Genomic DNA, 21702 nt, shown 5'->3' on the forward strand with positions numbered 1-21702 from the left:
ACTAGCACTCATTTTAAACTGTTTTTACGCCCCTAAAAATCATTTTCAAAAAATATTGATTCATCGATAAATTTCATAAAAATCAGAAAAATAGTATTTTTAAGAGCATTAATTGGTAGTTTTGAGACTGACTGCCGTTGGCACCAATTAAAACAAAACACATCTTGAGAAAGCTAATTATACTATTAATATTCATTTCTGTTTCTTGTTCGACAGTAAGAGAGCAGATTATGCCATTTAGAAATTATGGTTATTCGGGAGAAAGGCTTTTTCCTATTCAAAATAGTGATGCGGATAATATAGTTCGGATATGGATAAATAATGGAACATCAATAGATAGAATAATTACGGTATCTAAAGGCAAAAATTTTAGTGAACACTCTGAACTGATTGAAATCGGTCTAACAAAAAATGGGAAAAGAAAATTTCTGACTCAGGAAGAACAAAAACCTTTGAGTGGTATTGCTAAGTTTTTACAAACAGTAGATTCTTTAAACTTATTTCAATATGAATCACAAGAAAAATTTTCTCCTGCTTTACACCAGCCTTTTTCTTTCTATGTTATAGAGCAAAAAAAAGATGGGAAATATCACCAGTTCACTTTTAATACTGACTTTCCAAATAAAAATGAAGAAGCGACTAAATTTACTGCTCTTGAAGAATTCATAATGAACGAATTTAAGTGGGAATTCAAATTAAATTAAACTGGTGCCAACAGCGCATAACAAAAATGGCGAATTTAGAGCTAAAACGAGAGTTTTGTGTATTTTTATAAAAGTATAAGTTTAACCGAAAAACTTGCGCATTTTAGCTCGCCACTTTCGTTATGCGCGAGACGTTGTACACCATTAGAAAAAACAAAATTGAGCAAAGAAAAAGAAGAAAATAAAGAATTATCGAATTCATTAATTGAAACAATTTCAAGTTCTGATTTGACTAATATTGGAAAAGATATTCTTGAAATCGGAGTTGATAGAATACTAGCAGATGGTCTTTTAAAGGAAATTCCAGTTATAAATGTTGCTACTGGATTTTGGAAAACTGGAATTGCAATACGCGATTATAGATTTATTACAAAACTTCTTCATTTTTTAAACGAATCGTCCAGGCTAACTCTAAAGCAAAGAGAAGAAATTATAAATAAGCTTGAAGACGACAAATATCAATCAGAAGCTGGAGAAAAATTAATTTCTATAATTGACAATTTAGAAACAAAATCTAAAGCTAAATTAATAGGAAAAGCAATATGTCTTTTTGGAAATGAGATAATATCACGTGATGAATTTTGGAGAATTTCATTCATTATAGAAAAACTTCCAACATCTGATATTAATGCGCTGAAAAATTGGAAAGAAACCGATTTAAACAAAGTTGAACATACTAGAAAACATCTTTATATGTCTGTTGGTTTAGGATGGTTTGTGCTTAATATGTCATCTACTGGATTTGTATGGACAGAAAGACTTTGCGAAATTATATCTGAACATTTAATCTAAAAATAACGGTGTACAATAACTAAGCGTTCCCCAATGAAAAATCGGGGCAAGCTGTGTGGCCGGTACAGCTTGTCCCGACTTCTTTTTTCGGGAGCCTAACATGAACGCCGTGTTGATTAATCCGGCTGTTTGTCGCTTGGTACTATGGGGATTAATCTATTGCTGTGCTGCTCTTTTAGGGAAGGTTAAACACACTTCTTGTCTTATCGCTAGGCTTAGTATATTCAAAGTGTTTATATATTACCCCTTCTTGAATATTGAATCCTTTATGGCTACCATCTTTGGTAGTTATTCTTGATTTTGGGTGTAGCATTCTATTACGTCCTATAGAATCGTTTTTCATTATTATTATGAGTATGACCGAACAGTATGACCCTTATGAAAACGCAGTTGCAGAGTGAATTAACAAGACTCTTAAATATGAATATCGATTAAAACAAATGATTAAAAACTCCAAATTTGCGCAGAAAATGACAGCACAAACAGTGTATATTTACAATAACCTAAGATCACATTTTAGTTTGGATTTAAGAAAGCCAGCTGAAGTCCACAAAAATCCAACGATCAAATACAGATCCTATCGAAAATATAATGTGAATTTACCTGAACTTACTATCTAAAAGTAGTAGTTAATCAACCAAAAAAGACCGTAAAAAAGGTCAACCTATTTCAGTATAATACAGTCCTCGGAAACCGTGCCTACAAATTTTTCTACATCACCTTCATTAAAGGCTTCAAACATTTTTTCGACTACGTCTTTTGGTGAATTTTTCATAATTATTGTTTTGCAAATTGCAAGTGAACAACAATAGTTACGTCTTTTCCAACACCCGCAGCAGCTGGATCAAAATTGATGTTGTAGTCAAATCTATTAATGGTGGTTTTAGCTTTCATACCTAATTTTTCACCTTTATCACTCTTAACAGATCCTCCATAATGCACGTCAAAAATCACATCTTTAGTAACGTCTTTAATGGTTAATTTACCATACAACAAATATTTGTCTGGCTTTCCAGTAGCTAAAATTTTAGTGCTTTTAAAAGTCATATTAGGGTATTTCTCTACCTCAAAAAAATCAGCACTTCTCAAATGATTGTCTCTATCTTTTACATTGGTGTTTATACTGTTTGCTTTTACAGTAAAATCGAAGTTTGCATTATTTAAAGCTTCTCCTTCCGTGGTTAAGTTTCCTGTGTATTCTAAAAAGCTTCCGTTTACAATACTAATTCCTGAATGGGAAATATTAAAGTTTAACGAGGAGTGATAAGGATCTACCTTCCATTGTGTTTGTGCAAATGAAGTTATTGTAAAGAATACAATTGCAACTAATGACATAATTTTTTTCATAGTATCTAAATTTTAAAAGTTATTAAATGTTAGTGAAATATTTAAAGTTAACATAAATGCCATAAATAATCGAGTTTCGACCATTTATGGCATTTGCTTTTATTGCTATTATATATTAAAAAGCACTATCCATTACTTGGTCTTGGTGCCCATTTGTTATAAGGTGTCATATCGAAGTTATTCACCTCGTCCATTGATAAACCTAGTGCTTTTGCTACACCTTCGCCATATTCTGGATCGGCTTTATAGCAATTCCTGATATGTCGTATTTGAATAAACTTCTCGGCACCACCAACTTGAGCAGCCGTATTTTTAAATAACATGTCAGCTTTTCCGTCGGCTTTAATAATGCGGAATAAATCCCCAGGTTGGGTGAAGTAATCTTCATCATCATCTCTAAAGTTATGAGCGTAAGCATCACCACTCAATTCTAAAGGCGGTTCTTGAGGGTGAGGTTGTTCTTGCCATTCGCCATAGCTGTTTGGTTCGTAGTGTTTTGTTGCACCGTAATTACCATCTACTCGCATCGCTCCATCTCTATGATAAGAGTGGTAAGGGCAAGTAGGTTTGTTTACCGGAATCTGATAGTGGTTTACGCCAAGTCTATAGCGTTGTGCATCTCCATATGAAAACAATCTTCCTTGAAGCATTTTATCTGGAGAGAAGCCAATTCCTGGAACAATATTCGTCGGATTGAAAGCTGCTTGCTCTACATCTTGGAAGTAGTTTTCTGGGTTTCTATTTAGCTCAAATTCTCCTACAGGAATTAAAGGGAAGTCCTTTTTAGACCAAACTTTCGTTAAGTCGAATGGATGGAAACGGTAAGTTTTTGCTTCTTCCTCCGTCATTACTTGAATATACATCTTCCATTTTGGGAAGTTTTTATTTTCAATGGCATCGAATAAGTCTCTCTGAGAAGATTCCCTGTCCATACCTACAACTTTTGCCGCTTCTTCATCGGATAGGTTTTCGATACCTTGTTGGGTTACGAAATGGAATTTCACCCAATGTCTTTTATTGTCTTTGTTGATAAGACTATAGGTGTGGCTTCCAAATCCGTGCATATGTCTGTATCCTCTTGGAATACCACGATCGCTCATAATTATAGTAACCTGATGTAAAGCTTCAGGAAGTAAAGTCCAAAAATCCCAGTTGTTGTTAGCATCCCGCATATTGGTTTTAGGGTCGCGTTTTACGGCGTGGTTCAAATCTGGGAATTTCATCGGGTCACGGAAGAAAAACACGGGGGTATTATTTCCAACCAAATCCCAAATTCCTTCATCGGTATAAAACTTAAGTGCAAATCCTCTAATATCTCTTTCGGCATCTGCTGCCCCTCTTTCTCCAGCAACTGTGGAGAAACGGCTAAACATTTCTGTTTTTTTTCCTACTTCGCTAAAGATGTCAGCTTTTGTGTACTGTGTGATATCGTGTGTAACTGTAAAGGTTCCAAAGGCACCTGAACCTTTCGCGTGCATTCGTCTTTCTGGAATAACTTCTCTGTCGAAGTTTGCCATTTTTTCAAGAAACCAAGCATCCTGCATTAACATGGGGCCACGTGGCCCAGCTGTTTGTACATTTTGATTATCTGGAACAGGAGCTCCTGTTTGCCTAGTTAATTTAGGTTTTTTCTTATCCATTACTTTAGTTTTAAGATTGCTTTAGCGAATGAAGTTACGAAAATCCCTAAACTTTTTAACTGACATAAATCAGTTTTAAACCCTTTTAGGTTTTAAAATGCTATGTTTTGGATATTCAATTCAATATTCAGGCTTGAACGTTTTATGTTTTTGAAACACAGTAAAATTTTGAGGTAGGTTAATAGAGTAATTACAGTGTGTAAAGACAATAGTTTTTATAGAAAAAGATTTGCCCATTACCGTTAGTTAGGTAAACGCGCAAATTTATTTACCAGAGCATACCCAATATTTATAGTAACTAGTATAGCCCTGCTGCATTAAATACCACAAGGTAGAAGTACTCGCAATTACAGCCGTTGAAGAAGCCGATAGCACAGCAGATGATATTAAAAACGACTCCATTAGCATCAAAACAAATAATATAAAATTCCAGTTCAGTAAACTCACCTATTTTATAAATGAATTCTGTGAAGAATCAAGACGTTATGCCGTAATGATATACTGTCCAGAATATGTCTTTATCCAAGATACAGCAAGCCTTATCAATCAAATTTATGAACACTTAGTTCGTTTTTTAGGAGAGCATTTCATTTACCAGAAAATACTTGATTTCAGCTTTGTGAAATCACCATTCCCAGGGGTAGGGGAGCCAACAGCATATTTAAAACAAGACCTCGAAAACGATATCACCTGCTTCTTAAATAAACATAAAACCTAATGATATTTAATAAAATTCCCTATAAATAGTAACATATTTCTAAAAAGTTATATATTTTTACGAATACAAACAAAATGCTCTTACTGGTACCCGATTATAGCGTGTTCTTTTTGACTTAAAATTTAAGTCAGCCTCGATAAACTATTGACGAACCTGCTAGATTTTCGCACAACAACCTTGCTACGCCATATCCGTTAAAAAATGGTTTTAAAAGTGTATTCTTGAGTTGATGTAGCCAGTTGTGTACAATTAAAACCAAATAAACGAAATGAACAGAAAACTTTTAACATCATTACTTTTTACAACACTTTTAATGTCAAGTTGTAATGCGAAATCTGAAAAATCAGAAACAAATCAACTGACGAAAATAGAACAAACTGAAAGCGTTGAAAGTGACTTTGTAAAGATAACCTACAATCAAAAAGTTAATGGTTATGACGTAAATGTAATTTGGAAACCTAAAACAATTCGATTTGATAATGCTGTTGGTCCAGCAATACTCGAATTTAAAAACAGTGAATCGGAATTTACTTTAACCAATAATTATTTTGCTTTACCAACCAAAACTGTTGACTTAAAAATCAGCGAAGACAAAGTAGTGGGAATTAACAAAAAAAATGTTTCTCTTGCCTACAATGAGCCGGATATTGGAGAAGAAGGTTTTGAATCCATTGATGTTCCATTTGTTTTTGTGGATTTGGACTTTGACGGAAATAAAGAGCTTATTCTAATAAAAGCCAACCAAGGACAAAGGTTTGGAGATGCTTACAATGCTTATTCGTTTAAGTATGGAGAATTAGAGCCAGATTTGTACCAAATAACCAATCAAGAACCATTTAGTGAAATTGATTTTATGACAAAATTGGATAAAGAGAATAAAGAGTTAGTTCTTTATGGTTCTGGAGGAATTTGCTTTGATACTTACAAAACTTACAGCCTAAGCAATGATAGGTTTTTACTTACAAAGATTGTGCGAATGGAAAGAGATGATGACACAGGTAAATGTTTTAAACTAACATATAATGTTGTTGATGGCAATGAAAACTTGGTTTCCAAGGAAGAAGTTGAACCATAAAATAACTGAACACTACACTGGCTATATTTCATTGCTGCTGACTTTACCCTCAGAAAATCCTCCCGTATTTTCACGCAACAAACTAGACCTAGAGCCGTTGTAGGTAATTAAATAAAGCAATTCTAAATTCAAAAACTTAACGTTACAGAATAAGGCATATTAAATTTGAACAATTTTAATTTTTATATGAAAATCAAATGAATTACAAATTAGACGATATTCTCAACTTCGGAAAATATAAAGGAAGAACCATTAAAGAAATAATTCAAAAAGACATAAATTATATTGTTTGGTGTTTAATTCAAATTGATAACTTCCACCTAAGTGATGATAGTGCAATTGAGTTTATAAATAACAAGGAAAAAATTTTATTAAATCATAGTCGACTTAAAAATCATAGAGCAATGAGTATACTTATAGGATTTGAAGAAGGAGATTTCCAAACGGAAAGAAACAAAAACATAGCCGAAATTATTAATAAAATTGGAAGAAAAAAATAACCTGACATAATGAACTAAGTGTTCGTGCGACCGGTACAGCTTCTATTGTAGGCTTCACCAGCAATGCTGCTGCACTACATCCAGTAAAAAATGGTATCAAAAGTGTAAATTTGAATTGATTTAACAAATTTTAGGCAAGCTAACAAGGCAACCGCACAAACAGCACATTTGGCTTTTGCCGACTCAAAAGCCAACGCTATAAAAAATCAAAAGAGCTGTTTCTGGCCAACGTTCGAAATACGAAATGAACTAAAACGAATGATGAAAAAATATTCCGCTAACTACTCCTTCACCAACCATAATTTCGTTATTCAAAATCTAAATAGTTCAAGAAAAGAATCGGAATTTTTATCCGCAATACTAATAATCAAAAATTTAATTCAAAGAGGTAAACCTACTTTGATGAGTCAATATTTACAAAGTATTTATGGTTCAATACACAAGGAAACCGAACACTTTAAAAAACCATTTGTTCTTATAAATCAATCAAATCTAAAATGGAATAACACTATAAGAGGAGATGAAGAGAATAATTACTTTCCTGCAAGAACATTTTTAGTAGAAAGAATAAGTCAAGATTTATCAGAGTACGAATTTATCAAACAACTAATAGTACCTGAAATTGAAATTAATCAAATTACGCAAAGAGATGACGAAAATTTCAGACACCAATGTGTTGATTTTTTCTTACCTCAAGCAAACTTGGTAATTGAAATAGACGGGCAACAGCACAAGCTAGACCCTAACAGAATCAAAGATGAGGGTCGAGACAGTCATTTAGCCTTATCTAAAATAAAAACAATTAGGATAGACACTTTCGATTTTGAAGCGAGAAATAAAACTTATTTTGAGAAAATTGAAGAAATAAAAAACCAGCTAGACACACATTCAAGATTTCTAAATTTATATAAAAACAATTTTAATCTCAGCTTCGCTGAGATTCCAGAAGAAATAAAAAAAACAAAATTATTGCCTACGGCAACAATTCGATTTCAAATCCTACTTCTTGAATTACTAGAAAGTGGATTATTAAATCTTGATGATGACAAATGGCTATTTGAAGTTAAAAACCAAGACATAAATGGTTATGAAAACCACGCAATAGAAGATGTTTTTGAATGGCTTCATCATTTACTAAAATTGCAAAAAATAACATTTAACGAACCGCAATTTGAGATTAAAAATGTTCAAAATTTCAATGACGAAAATTGCATAAAGATAGATTTTAGCCTTTTTGAACGTTGGACTGACGAAAATTCACTTAATGCAGATGTAATCTATGTTAGAACCGATTATTTAGACCTTTTTCATAATCGGAATAAAAACAAACTAGACCGAATCAATTATTTTAAACTTAGTACTTCTAAAAAATTCAAATACAAATTACTTTTTAATGATGAATCTGATGACCTAGAAAACTTAGAGTTTTTTCTCAAAAACATATTTGGGTACGATAAGTTTAACAATGGTCAAATCTCGATAATTCAGAATATTTTAGAGAACAACACAACAATAGGTTTACTTCCAACAGGTGGTGGAAAATCTTTAACCTATCAACTTGCTTGTCTTTTACAGCCTTGTATAAGTTTTGTTGTTTGCCCAATAAAATCGTTAATGTACGACCAAATAAAAGACCTTGACCAAGCATACATTCAAAATATTGAGTCAATAAACAGCGATACGATAGGGGCAGAAAGAACAGAAATATTAGATAACTATGGTAATGGTAAATATTTCTTTGTTTTTATTTCACCAGAAAGATTTCAAACAAAGGATTTCAGAGAAAGATTAACTGCTATTAATTCACAATTAAATTTTTCTTATGCAGTAATAGATGAAGTACATTGTTTATCAGAATGGGGACACGATTTTAGAACATCTTATTTAAATCTTTCAAACACCATAAAAAAATACTGTCCTTCAATTAATTTTTTAGGATTAACTGCAACTGCATCAGTTAATGTTCTAAAGGATATTCAATTAGAATTTAATACTGACCAAAAAAATGTAAAAACCTTAACTGATTATACTCGACCAGAATTAGAATTCGTAGTTATAAATGATAATGGAAGAAAATATCAAGAAGTAACTACTATTATTGAAAATCATATTGAAGAAGATAATTTTTTTGATTCTGATTCTGACAACCCTAAGTGTGGTTTAATATTTACACCTTTTGTAAATGGTGGAAATGGTTGTTTTGACTTATCAAATAAACTTACATCTAACTTTAACGTTCCTGTAAAATTCTATTCAGGTTCAAAACCAAAAAATTATAAGAACGACTTAGACTTTGAAACGTACAAAGTAAAAGTTCAAGACGAATACAAACAAAACAAGTTCACATTGCTAACAGCGACCAAAGCTTTTGGTATGGGAATAAATAAAAAGAATATAGGTTTTACTGTGCATTATGGAATGCCAGCTTCAATGGAATCGCTTTACCAAGAAGCAGGAAGAGCGGGAAGAGATAAAAGTAAAGCAAAATGCTATGTTCTGTTAACAGAAGAAAAACCTGAAACGGATGTTGAAACTATTTTTAACCCAGAATCAACTTACGAAGAAATCCAATCATTAACGGAGAAAGTAAAATGGGATGGTCAAGATGTATTTCGTCAAATATTCTTGTATCAAAATGGATTAGATTCAATATCTAAAGAATTAGAACTTGTAGCACAACTTCATAATACTTATTCGGAATCAGGAGTTTCTAAAGTTGTTTATGCAAGAAATTTAGCTTCAAACAAAACAAAAGTTGAAAAAGCAATTTACCGATTGTCAAATTTAGGTGTTATAGCTGATTGGACTGTTGACGATTTTTTTAATGGAGTTTTTACTGTGACGTACAATACTTTCTCGGAAGAAAGTATAAAGTCCACTCTACTTAAATTTATTAAAAAGTATGTTGACGACTTTGAATTTGATAATCATTCTGATAGAATCAAATACACAAATATTTTAAACGACAATGAATTACCAGTATTTAAACGTTATGTAAAAGTTTTATTACAATGGTCTTATGATAAGTTTGGTGCAAATAGAAGAGAGTCTTTAAAGAATGTATATGAAAACTGCTTAAAATATGAGGATACCCATCAGGGAAAGGAAGCTTTTAAAAAGTCATTAGAAGCATATTTTAAATTTACCGAAGCCACTTATATTTTACAGCACATAGCAGAAAACAACAATAAAGATTTCTCGAAGTGGTTTGAAGTTTTTTATGACGAAAACAACAATTTTATAAGAAAAGACGATTTAATTGACTTAGCAGGAAACCTTCAGCGTTTTTTGGAAAGTTTTCAAACAAATACAGGTTTAAATCTTATAAATGGATTAACCATCTTACTATTAGAAGAGTCATTTAATAAAATTGAAGAGCAACGATTTTCAAAAGCATTTGATACTATTTCAATCTACGAAGAATCGAAGTTTGACTATATTGTTGACCAAATTCTTGAAATATCAAAAAGAATAAACCAAAAAGGAAAAATTATATTGTTGAAATTCTTGTATAAATTCAGTAAAACAGAAGAAGAAAAATTAAGATTTGCTAAAGAATTAGGAGATACCGAAACTATGCTCATCCATTACAACAACAGACTTAAAAGCATTAATAAAAATATAGAATATGGATTTAGAAAAATTGGATAGTGTTGTTAATGAATTGGAACATAACTCCAAGCAACTAAAAGATTTTACAGATGTTTATTCAGAAATAAGCACACTTCAATCGAATATAAGTCGAAACTTAGAGTTAATTGAAGAAAATAATAAAAGCTTAAACTCTGTAAGTGCCGTTATTAAAAAGAAAACAGAAGAAAACACAGAACAACTAAAAGTTGCGAATAAATTTCTTGAGCAGAAAATTGGAGAAATTTATAAAGACAATAAATCTTTTCAAAAAGAGCTTGACGCAACACTCATAACAAGACTTGACAAGCATAAATCAGACATTCAAGTTGAAATTAGAAACGAAGGAACTCAAATACAGCGTGCATTTGAAAATACTTTGAACTCTAATTTTAGCACAATGGAAGGTAAAATAAAAGAACGGTTTGAATTACAATCTAAAGAATTGAAAACATTGAAAATTTTAGTTTTTGTTTTAATTGCTATCGGAATAGGTTTAGGAATTGGACTTTACTTGAAATAGCCAACGCTAAAAGCCATACACAACTTGTACCGATTTTGATTCGGGGTTTGCAATTCTCAAAAGCCAAAATTGAAGAAAAGTATTGTAAGCTTCCCCTAATTAGAACTGCTTAGTTTTCCAAAATTACATTTTTATTTGTTTTTTAATTCCTCTTCGGCTAGCCCAAGAGGAATTAAGTTTTGCGTATTTTACAGGCGGGATTTTACCTAAGCTATCGTGTGGTCTTTTATGGTTGTAATCCTCCATCCAAATTTTAGTTTGCTTTCGTACCTAATCTAGGTTTTCAAAAATATACTTGTTTAGCAGTCCTCTTCTATACGAGCCGTTGAAGCGCTCTACAAAAGCGTTTTGGGTCGGTTTTCCAGGTTGGATATATTTAAATTCTATATCGTGCATTTGACTCCATTCATTTGTTATGTGTGTGATAAACTCTGAGTCGTTGTCAATACGTATCCTCTTGGGCTTCCTTTTTTTGTTGATTAAATGGTTGAGTACCCAAAACCTAGTGCCTGCACCTAAATCCCGCAACCTAAAGTCACCAATCCTATATAACTTTAATTATAAATGACCAATCAAAATACTTATATTTGGTTCTAAATAGTGATTAATCTTAGAGCATTACCACATCTTTAAGACCCTAACAAATTCTTTTGAAATCACAAAACTAAATTTAGAGCTAAACTGACTCATGTCCACAAACAAAAACGCCCAACTACGCTACAATGTGATTGATAAATGTTTAAGCAATTTTCAGCGAAGGCATACATATTACTCGATATTAAAAGAAGTTAACCAAATATTATTTGATCATGGTTATGATGGTATTAAACACCGTCAACTCCAAGACGACATTAAGTTTATGGAATCCCTCGATGGTTTTAATATTGAGTTAGCAGAAGGTTTAAAAGACGGCAAGAAAAAAGTTCTACGGTATAAAGATAAAAATTTCTCTATCTCTAAACACCCCTTAAACCAACTTGATAAAGAACAGCTGAGCTCAACGCTCACCATCTTATCGCGCTATAAACACAGAGCTGAATTCAAATGGTTAGAAGAATTTATACCGCGCATGGAGCAAGCTTTTGAATTGGTAGAACAAGGGAAAGAAAACATTGTCGATTATCAAAGCAATCCCGATTTAGTAGGAGCAAAATGGATAGGTGTTTTGTTTAATCTCATTGTAAAGCAAAAAACAGCTCTTATTGAATATCAACCATATGAGAAAGATCCAAGCTCATTTGTTGTTCATCCTTATCACTTAAAGCAATACAATAACCGCTGGTTTCTATTGTGTAAAACAGAGGATTACCCAACAATTTCAACCTATTCTCTAGACCGCATAAATAAAATAGAAGAAACGGGCAATGATTACAGACCTACAGAGATCAATTGGTTAGATTATTTTGATGAAATTATTGGTGTTACAAAGCCAGAGGGACAAGAACCTGTTAAAATACAACTGCGTTTCTCAGAAAAGACAATAAATTATGTACATACAAAACCCATACACGGTACCCAAAAAACAATAAAATCAGACCCAACTAATCGAACAATCCAGATTGAAGTCATTCCTAATTTCGAGTTATATCAAACCCTGTTATCATTCGGTGCTGAGGTAGTCGTTTTAAGTCCAGAAATTGTAACGATAAAGATAAAAGAAAAAATATATCAAATGAAAAATAATTATTAGTACGCACAACTGCTGCATAGTTTAAAATTATTTTTGTTTAACATTTATCAAGTACTCAAGTTTTAAACCATAATTATGAGCTTCTTCCAACATATTATTGCCAAGAAAAATCTTCAAAAACATGATGGTAGACCACTCTGGCGCTACTTTTTGTCTGATGAAGATTATATTAGTTTATTAGATCACTTAAGGTACGCAACAATCTACTCTTGTGACCCTAGAGATGCAACTTTTTTCTATGCCGAATGGTGGAAACGAAATTATGATGGTGGAAAACCGAGTAAAAACGAAATTTTTGAATCTTTAAAAGGGAATATAAAATTTCAACTGACATCAGATGAGTTTTATAGGCTAGCGAAGAAAGGGGCCTCTATGCTAAATGTTAAATGGATTAAAAAACAAAATACGCTTCGATTTAAAACCCTTCTCTTACAAGGAGGACTTCCGCTTAAGCACATTTCAGAAAATCAAGGAAAATATAAAGATTTCTTAGAAGCAGTTTTAGAAGAACAACCTTCAAGTATAGAGGATTTTATGTTCAAATCACATATCATAAACTTACTACCTAAATCTAGCCAAAATGATGTGGTTTACGAGAACTGCCTGGAAATTGTTAAGTCTATTCTAAACAATGACGGAGAGTTTGATAAATTGCTGGAATCGGAAGATACATTGAAGGAGATTTCAAAATCTCTTAAAGTAAAAAAATCAATAATTTCAAAAAAAAAGAGACAATCAAAACCTAAAAATTACTGGCTACTTAGTTTTAAAAATAACGATTATAAAATCAGCCTAAGGGTAGGTCTTGCCGATACTTATACGGGTGAAGCTTTACAAGGTATTTTAGGATTTGCAGTAAATAAGAAAGAATATCAGTTATACCTGGATGACAATCTAATTTGTGTATTCCGTAGAATGGTTAACAATAATTATAAGACAGATTGGTACCATCAACAAAACAATGAATGGCAAATTTCTGATGGCATTCCATACACTTATGTTATTTCTGATGATGAAAAAATTGAGGTGTCTGATTTTATTCAAGTACTACCCAATCTAGAAGAACCTAGTTTATGGAGCAGATTTAACGATAATGAATGGCGATTAATGAAAGGAAATTCAGTGCCTACTAAAGATGCTGCCGTTCTGCTTCCTGATAATTGGTCGCCTAATCACCCTACTTCAAAAATTACATTGTATTCAAATTCATTTCTATGGATGCCTTTTGAAGGTGAGATTAAAATAAATTCTGTAGACTTAAGAGAAGAACGTATTTTTCTTACTGATGTAGAATCATTCGACTGGTTAATACAGTCACAGAAACCTAATTGGATGGTAAAAGCAAACTTACCAGTTGTTAAGTCCATCCCGAGGGTTCTAGTTTTTGATGAAAATGGATACGATATCCAAAGAAATCATTTCAAAGTTTATTTACGTAAACATAAATCTAAAGATCTTTGGGATGATATTAATACTCTTAAATATATCAAAACAGGTTGCTTTGACATAAAGATAGTAAAAGGTGACCTGGTAGCTTACGATACATTTTTTAACATTGGTAATCTAAAAGTTAAATATAAAGCGCAATCTATTCATTCTGCATCTATCACATTTGAAAACCTCCACTATTTCACTTGTGAGCTTAATGAAACAAACATTGTCAAAATAAGAGAAATAAATAATGATTATGAATTAAAAATAAAGACTGAACACTCAACCATACCCAAAACTGTAAAAGGCTCCATAGGTGAAGCAGGCAAAAAGAAATTATACTTTGACTTACAATCTCCTTTTCAAGGTATGGCTATTACTAATAGTGCGGGCCATATAATTTTAGAAGAACAGAAACTATCCCTTGCAAATCTTTACGGGATGAGAATTTTGAGTACTAGAAATCAAGAGACTACTTTAACTATCAAAAATAGTTTGAAAAATGATGTTAAGATTACAAAGATTATAAACGAGTCCGTTCAACCTGTAATCAGCTTTAAAGATGAAATCGTAAGACTTTTTTATTTAGCCGATGCGATGGATTATAGAAATAAAGTATGCCTTGAGTTGTCTGAGGGTAATAACAAAAAGATATATGAGATTTCTGGGTTTAGTCACACGTTGGATATTACGTATGAACTTAAACGTAAAGTTACTTTATTTGGTTGTAAGCCTGATTTAGATCTCTTTGCTGTACCAGTTAATTGTAGAGCTGAGGATATAGATATTATTCCGCTTTCGTGTAATGAAGACGTTTACACTATTCCTGAAACCGCCATTTTAAACCAATTCATTATCATTTCTTCAAAAAAGGAAGGTAATCAGTTAATGCCACGTTTTGTAAAAACAAATAAAAAAGTTCTACCAATAGATGCTAAGGAGCGTATAGATAATTTTCACAAAGAGCTATCAATGACTAGTTATAGAGATGATATATGGTTACAAACCAAATATTATTTTCATGTTTGTCTGCAATTTGATCTTCCTTATTCTACATTTGATCAGTTAAGAGCAATTTCAAGGTGTCCTGAAATAGCAGCCAAAGCCTTTTTATTTTTGATCCCAAATCTTTATGATTACAGTAATTATTTACAAAACATAATTCCTGAATTAGAAAAAGACCTAGGCTTCTGTTTTCATTGGATCTCAAAAGAGGCTTGGAAGATGGCACTGGTGAGTATGGAAAGGCATTACAATTCAAAAGAATTAGAAAAATGTAAAGGCGTATTAGCTGAATATTTTGATGAGTTAGGATTATTCCAAGTCTTTATGTTACTGATAAATCTTCCCTTAACACAAGAATCAACTATTTTAAATAGTCATATATTAGATTTAAGGAGTCAGTTATCAGTTCAGGTTCAAAATGAATTACCTCGTAATAATCCAAAAATATCTAAAGATTATAATATTCAAATTGAAGATCACAATCAGGTAAAATTACTTATTCAATCTCCTATAGCTGTTGCAGAATCTATAAATAACATACAACAAGAGTATCCGATTTGGGGTGGTGGTGAAAAACGCGAAGTAATTAGGCGTAATATCCAATACTGCCAATATCTTAAACCAGATTTTTACAACAAAACCTTATTACACGCCTTAACAAGAAGCTAATACAATGAATTTCAGAAATTTTTACCAGAAAACAGAAAACAGATTAACTGATGCTATCTTGTCCCTATGGGCTACAGGCGATAAGGAGATGCAGGATTATTTTAAATTCCTTTTATCTCAAGAACCTATTATGGCCGATGCTGTTTTTCAAAACACGTTTCCTTGGGAACAGGATAAACTAACATTTGGTGAGACTTCGACTGTTTTTCAAGAAGAGTTTATTAAAGCATTATCTTCTATTAGAGATAAAGATTTTCAATTTCCAAAAGATAGACATCCATACAAACATCAGATTAAGAGCTGGAGAATGTTGCTCAATAAAAATAAATCAATTGCAGTCACAACAGGTACAGGATCTGGTAAAACAGAATGTTTCATGCTACCTGTACTACAAGATATCCATCAAAATTGTAAGAATAAACAAGGAGTCAACGCTATTTTCTTGTACCCATTAAATGCCTTAATTTCTAGTCAAAGGAAGCGAATGCATGCTTGGTGTTCTGCACTGGAGGGTGTAAATTATGCCTTATTAACTGGTGACACCCCAAATAAAGAAAATAGCAAGAAGAAAAAGAATAAAGCACTCCCAGAACTAATCTCTAGAGAACAAATAAGAGAAACACCGCCTCAAATACTTTTTACTAATCCTACGATGCTTGAGTATATGCTGGTGCGTAACGCAGACGTACCAATTCTCGAAAAATCGAAAGGTTCATTGAGATGGATTTTATTAGACGAGGCCCATACACTAACAGGTTCTAAAGCTGCCGAAATGGCTCTACTTATAAGACGTGTAGTGGCTGCTTTCGAGGTAGATATTAATGATTTAAGATTTGCAATTACTTCTGCAACTGTAGGTGCTGGAAATAAAGAAACCTTGAAGAAATTTATGTCGGATTTGTGCGGTATTTCTGTAAACCAAATAGAGGTAATCTCTGGTAACCGTGATAAAAATCAAATTGCCGATAAAGATATACCTCATATATCTGAAAAATTATCGCAGAGCAATATCAGATTATTGAGAGAGCAATTTTTACTCAAAAATGGTATTACTCAAAGTGAAATAGGGAACCATCTAGGAATAACAGAAAAATTAGATCAACTTTCAGTTATCGACACTTTGGCCGAACAGAAAGTGAATGGAGAGAACCTTTTGCCTGTACGAGGTCATTTCTTTACGAGAGGTATTGGAGGTGTTTATGCTTGTACTAACGTGCATTGTGATAAACACAAAGATCAAAAACCGAACAAAGCATTGGGCACTATGTACACCATTGCTGGCAAAAAATGTTCTTGTGGTCATCCTTTGCTTGAGCTTGTTTCGTGCAGAAGTTGTGGTAATATGATGCTTGAAGGTGAAAGATCTAAAGGGGCTAGAGGTACGGATAGAGTAACGCAAAAAGCGACTGTAGGTTATGAGGCTTTTAATATAGAAGCTGATGTAGATGAGGATGATGTAGATGAGGGTGAACTACAGAAGTCTACAAACAGGAACATAGTGAGACTAGTTAAAAATGAAAACGGCTTAAATCATAGAAATCAAGAGTTGTTTCCCTGCAGTATCAAACAAAACAATGAAATACAATCTGGTGAAGACTTTCTAATGACAGATAATGATCAATGTCCTCACTGTGGAAACCAAAATAGCAATCCGATACACTTTAGGATTTCTTCGGCATTTACAAATAGGATTTTATCAGACATCGTTTTAGATCAAACCGATACCATTGATAAACAAACCGTAAAAACACTTTATAAAGGTAGGAAATACATTTCTTTTACTGATAGTAGACAAGGAACTGCTAAAATTTCGGCACTAATTAATATTGATAGTGAGAGTGATTGGATACGCTATCAAGTTTATCATTATCTACTTAAAAAGCTGAAAGATAATCAAGTTGATGCTAGTAATGACGAATTATTACAAGCCAGAGCTATGTATGTAAAGCAGTTGGACGAAGCTCCTGCTTTTATGAAAAAGAAAATTGAAAATGACATTGAGGACATTAATAATTTATTAGCAGCCGGTGGAGATAGCTCATTATCAGGCAGCAGATCATCTTGGAAAGATATTATTGATCACATAATAGGAAAAAACGATTTTAAAACACTTTTCAGAAAAGGGGCAAGAGGAAACAACTTAATCACTGAAAATGAAACCTATGCAAAAGCATTGTTATATGATCAATTTGCACGTAGAATCCCTCGAGAAAGATCTTTAGAAAATCTTGGGTTAGTCAACATTGTTTACCCAAAACTAGACGATGTAGTCGCTCCAGAAATAGCCAATAAATTGGGGATAAACAAAGAGGAATGGCAATCGCTTCTTAAAATAGCTGCAGATTACATTATTAGATATAATTTCAATTTTTCTTTTGATGATTCAATGCGATTATTTACTTCTAAGTTTTATCGCTCAGAACGTATTTATCCATCCAATACAGAAATAGTAAATGCAAAAAAATGGCGTCTTTATAATCCTAAGTCAATAACACAATCAAGATTGGTCTTATTGATTTGTGCAGGTTTAGGATGGCATGACAGAGGCAATATTACAGAAAGAAAAGAAGACCAACTTAATGAGCTTTTAGAAAAAATATGGAGAACATTACAACAAAAAATTCTCAAAGCAGATGGAGATGGTTTTATTCTCGATTTTCTGGAAAGTACTCAGTTTGAGATAGCAGGAAAAGAATATCTTTGTCCAGTAACAAATCGATTAGTTGATAAAGTATTCAGAGGGTATTCCCCATTAATAAAAGGAAGATTAGAAGCCGGTAACATTTTAAACTATAAAACTGATAAGAATAAGAATCATCAATTCCCAACATTCCCAAATCCATACCATCTTGATGAGAATAACGAAGCAATACCAGAAGATCAGGTAAACGCTTGGTTAAAAGAAAACAGTAAAGAAGCCAGAGACAAGGGGTTATGGAACGACTTACACGAGCGTATTTTTGATTATGATAAGTTATACCTAGCAGGAGAGCACTCTGCCCAACAGGATAAAACACGCCTAAATGAGTTAGAAACTCAATTTGAAAATGGTGAAATAAATATCTTGAGCTGTTCCACAACTATGGAAATGGGTGTAGATATCGGTGGTATTTCTGCAGTGGTAATGAGTAACGTTCCACCTATGCCAGCAAATTATTTGCAAAGGACAGGGCGTGCCGGTCGTCGTTCAGAAAATAAATCACTAGCTTTAACGTTCTGCGCTCCTAACCCTATAGGACTAAGAACAATGAATAATCCAAAATGGGCATTGGAGCACAAAATCGCACCACCGATATTAGCCTTTGATAGTAAAAATATCGTAGAGAGACACGTTAACTCACTTTTGTTTGGAATTTTTATTAGGCATCAAGAAAATGAAAGTAGAGGTCTAAATGTAAGAGAAAATATTGAAAAGTTCTTTTATGGAGATTCACCAACCATTGCTCATAGTTTTCTGAATTGGCTAGATAGCATTGACCCTCTTTCTGTAAAAAAGCAACTGGAAAACATCGTTAAGGATACACCGCTAGCTGACTATAATACAGAAAAATTACTTGCCACAGTATCAAATAACTTTAAACAGGTTTTCCAAAGAATCAGGACGCAGCGAGATGGTTATGACAAAAAGTTAGAAGAATTAAAGTTACAATTTGGTGATGCTAGTCCGGCTTATAAAGCTGTTGGTTATCGGAAAGGTCAATTTTTACAAAAATTTGTTTTAAACTATTTAGCTGAAGAAAGTTTTTTACCTAATGCAGGTTTACCAACAGGAATAGTTGATTTTGAAAAAATCACAATGTCTGATTTAAAAAGTAGGAATCCAAAATTAAAGTCTAATCCTAGTTACCCTATCGCTAGAGCATTAACTGAATTTGCGCCTGGTAACAATATTCTTATAGACGGTTTAAATTATAAGTCTTCAGGGATTGTAATGAAAAACAACTGGGGGAAATCTGCCGATAGAAATGCAATTCAAGGCTGTCAAAATTGTGGCTATCAGCGTACGATAAATATAGAGCATAAAGCTAGTGATACTTGCCCTAAATGCAATAACGGTGTTTTTCAAGGTTTGATGTTAGGAGATCATAAAGGTTCTCTTACCGAATTGGTAGAGCCTGCTGGTTTTGCAATTGATTTGTATAGTACACCTACTCGTGTGATTTCAGAAAGAAGTAAACCCCAATATCTGGAACCTCTTTTATTAAATATAGAGCCCTGGACAAGTAATCAAAATCGCTTTATTGATTTCAGAACTAGTGCAAATCAAAAAGACACGCAAATACTATTTTACAATACAGGTGACGGTGAAGGCTACAGCTTATGCCTAGATTGTGGTAAGGTAGAGACTTCTAGAGAAAAATTGGAAGGCCATAGAAGACTAAGAGGAGGTAAAGATAGTAGTGGTGAAAGTATATGTTCCGCACAAAACATTAGAGAACATATTATTTTAGGAAGCAGATTTAAAACTGATTTTACTGAAATACGATTAAAAAACAGAGATCAATCCTACGTAAATGATAAAAAACTAGCATATTCCCTAGGTGTTATCTTTACAAAATCGCTCGCTGAGCATCTTGCTATCGAAGAGGCTGAATTAGGTTTTGGAATAAAGCAGTATAAAGGATATCAAACCATATTTATTTATGACACTGCAAAAGGTGGTGCTGGTTATGCTTCTCAATTCAGATGGTATGGAGAAAAAATATTAAAACTTGCTTTAGATGTATTACAAAACTGTGATTGCCAGACGTCTTGTACAAAATGTCTTGTAGACAGAAGCACCCAGTGGCATATAGAGGATTTAGATCGTAATCTTGCCATACAATGGTTACAATTTGCTTTAGAGAATCAATTACCTCAAGAACTACAATCAGAAGGTGATAATGTAAGTTTTGTTTTTGGCACTATTGCAAATGAGATTAATATCGTAGGATATCAACTTGGTATCAAAGAAATAAACATACATATCAATAATAAAATTTCAGATTGGCAAGTAGATGATATTGTATGGATTGAGAAGTTAAAGAGAGATGGTGTTACTGTAAACCTAGTGGTAGAAGGAATGGTTAAATTTAGTAATAATCAAGAAAAATTATCTGCCTATTTGTTAAATCATAATTTCAACCTTAAGCAAGGTTCTAAAGATGCAGTAATGAACTACCCAATTCACTTAACTGTAAGCTTAAATAATGGAGATAATATTCATTATATCTCTAAAGGGAACTACGATGCATTGAGCGATGAGTGGGCAAACAATATCAACGATAAGTTTTTTAAAGTAGAAAAGGCGAAAACAAAACATTATCCTGATTTTGTGGTGCCGCAGATAACAGCAGGAAACCTCTATGAATCTAGAATAAAAGGCAATATCCCAAAAAATAGTCAAAGTAGTGATTTAGCGCAATTAGTGATTACCAACCTTAATAATGCAAAAGATTTTTTATCTAGAATAACTAATCAATCTTATGAGGTTTCCTACTACGATAAGTTTAATCAGAGTGAATTTGCTTTACGTTTATTACTGCAATTTGTAAATAAGTTTAAAACTCTTGCTAAAATTGAACTCTCAAATTTGATGATTCATTTATCTGAAAAAGATTTTAAGACTTATAAAAGTCCAGAATATATTATTCATAATTTTCGAAAAATAGATGATTATGAAAATATACTATCAAGCTTAAATGACTCATTAGATTTTACTTCAGAAGTTGTAAAGGTGGACAAGTTACCACATTACAGGTATTTTGAATTTAAAAATGATAAAATCATATTCACTCTTCGTGTAGACGCAGGTTTAGCGCACGGTCTTAGTCCTGTCAAATATTTAGTCTCCGAAGACTTATGTGGAGGAAATGAGTCATTTGCTATAAGAAAATTTGTATCTCACGACCTCATTTATAATATTAGTGTTGAAGATTAAAATATATATATGCATTTAGTTTGCATAACAAATTACTTTATTTGTATAATTATTCAAA

Annotated in this window: 13 protein-coding genes and 1 pseudogene; 10 read left to right on the forward strand and 4 right to left on the reverse strand. The window is 32.6% G+C overall.

Translation table 11 applies throughout. The features are described from left to right. Window positions 1-164 precede the first annotated feature (164 nt). Both ACH2AZ_RS00005 and ACH2AZ_RS00010 read left to right on the forward strand, forming a co-directional pair. A complete protein-coding gene (locus ACH2AZ_RS00005; RefSeq protein ID WP_394906071.1) occupies window positions 165-704 on the forward strand; it encodes a hypothetical protein in 540 nt (179 codons plus the stop codon). 57 nt (window positions 705-761) lie between these two features. Continuing rightward, window positions 762-1496: a hypothetical protein gene (locus ACH2AZ_RS00010; RefSeq protein ID WP_394906072.1), complete on the forward strand. Its 735-nt coding sequence runs from the start codon at window positions 762-764 to the stop codon at window positions 1494-1496. 777 nt (window positions 1497-2273) lie between these two features. On the opposite strand, the gene ACH2AZ_RS00015 is transcribed toward ACH2AZ_RS00010, so the two are convergent. The 3 genes from ACH2AZ_RS00015 to ACH2AZ_RS00025 form a co-directional block, all read right to left on the reverse strand. Beyond that, complete coding sequence (locus tag ACH2AZ_RS00015) at window positions 2274-2843, reverse strand: YceI family protein (protein WP_394906073.1); 570 nt, start codon at window positions 2841-2843, stop codon at window positions 2274-2276. A gap of 125 nt (window positions 2844-2968) precedes the next feature. Next, complete coding sequence (locus tag ACH2AZ_RS00020) at window positions 2969-4483, reverse strand: catalase (RefSeq protein ID WP_394906074.1); 1515 nt, start codon at window positions 4481-4483, stop codon at window positions 2969-2971. 264 nt (window positions 4484-4747) lie between these two features. After that, window positions 4748-4930 carry a hypothetical protein gene (locus tag ACH2AZ_RS00025; protein ID WP_394906075.1) on the reverse strand — a complete coding sequence of 61 codons (183 nt, stop codon included), beginning with the start codon at window positions 4928-4930 and terminating at the stop codon, window positions 4748-4750. Window positions 4931-4976: 46 nt separating this feature from the next. Between ACH2AZ_RS00025 and ACH2AZ_RS00030 the strand changes: the two genes are divergently transcribed. The 5 genes from ACH2AZ_RS00030 (at window position 4977) to ACH2AZ_RS00050 (ending at window position 10929) form a co-directional block, all read left to right on the forward strand. Then, window positions 4977-5201 (forward strand): hypothetical protein, encoded by a 225-nt coding sequence (locus ACH2AZ_RS00030; protein WP_394906076.1) that lies wholly within the window; start codon window positions 4977-4979, stop codon window positions 5199-5201. 268 nt (window positions 5202-5469) lie between these two features. Further along, window positions 5470-6276 (forward strand): hypothetical protein, encoded by an 807-nt coding sequence (locus ACH2AZ_RS00035; protein ID WP_394906077.1) that lies wholly within the window; start codon window positions 5470-5472, stop codon window positions 6274-6276. A 197-nt stretch (window positions 6277-6473) separates the two neighbouring features. Next, window positions 6474-6776: a hypothetical protein gene (locus ACH2AZ_RS00040; protein WP_394906078.1), complete on the forward strand. Its 303-nt coding sequence runs from the start codon at window positions 6474-6476 to the stop codon at window positions 6774-6776. 258 nt (window positions 6777-7034) lie between these two features. Next, complete coding sequence (locus tag ACH2AZ_RS00045) at window positions 7035-10427, forward strand: RecQ family ATP-dependent DNA helicase (protein WP_394906079.1); 3393 nt, start codon at window positions 7035-7037, stop codon at window positions 10425-10427. Beyond that, the gene (locus ACH2AZ_RS00050) at window positions 10405-10929 is read left to right on the forward strand and encodes a hypothetical protein (RefSeq protein ID WP_394906080.1); all 525 of its coding nucleotides are present in this window, start codon (window positions 10405-10407) and stop codon (window positions 10927-10929) included. The genes ACH2AZ_RS00045 and ACH2AZ_RS00050 overlap by 23 nt, the downstream gene beginning before the upstream one ends. Before the next feature lie 123 nt (window positions 10930-11052). Here the strand turns inward: ACH2AZ_RS00050 and ACH2AZ_RS00055 are convergent. Beyond that, a pseudogene (locus tag ACH2AZ_RS00055) lies at window positions 11053-11427 on the reverse strand (integrase core domain-containing protein); the annotation flags it as partial. Between the two features lie 190 nt (window positions 11428-11617). On the opposite strand from ACH2AZ_RS00055, the gene ACH2AZ_RS00060 reads away from it, so the two are divergent. From ACH2AZ_RS00060 to ACH2AZ_RS00070, 3 genes are all read left to right on the forward strand, one after another. Further along, window positions 11618-12619: a helix-turn-helix transcriptional regulator gene (locus tag ACH2AZ_RS00060; RefSeq protein ID WP_394906081.1), complete on the forward strand. Its 1002-nt coding sequence runs from the start codon at window positions 11618-11620 to the stop codon at window positions 12617-12619. Between the two features lie 75 nt (window positions 12620-12694). Continuing rightward, entirely contained in the window at window positions 12695-15724 is a 3030-nt protein-coding gene (locus tag ACH2AZ_RS00065; protein ID WP_394906082.1) for a hypothetical protein, read from the forward strand. 4 nt (window positions 15725-15728) lie between these two features. Further along, window positions 15729-21644, forward strand: coding sequence for a DEAD/DEAH box helicase (locus tag ACH2AZ_RS00070; RefSeq protein ID WP_394906083.1), 5916 nt, complete (start codon window positions 15729-15731; stop codon window positions 21642-21644). Window positions 21645-21702: the final 58 nt, after the last annotated feature.

It is taken from the genome of uncultured Mesonia sp. (assembly GCA_947499595.1).
Lineage (GTDB): Bacteria > Bacteroidota > Bacteroidia > Flavobacteriales > Flavobacteriaceae > Mesonia > Mesonia sediminis.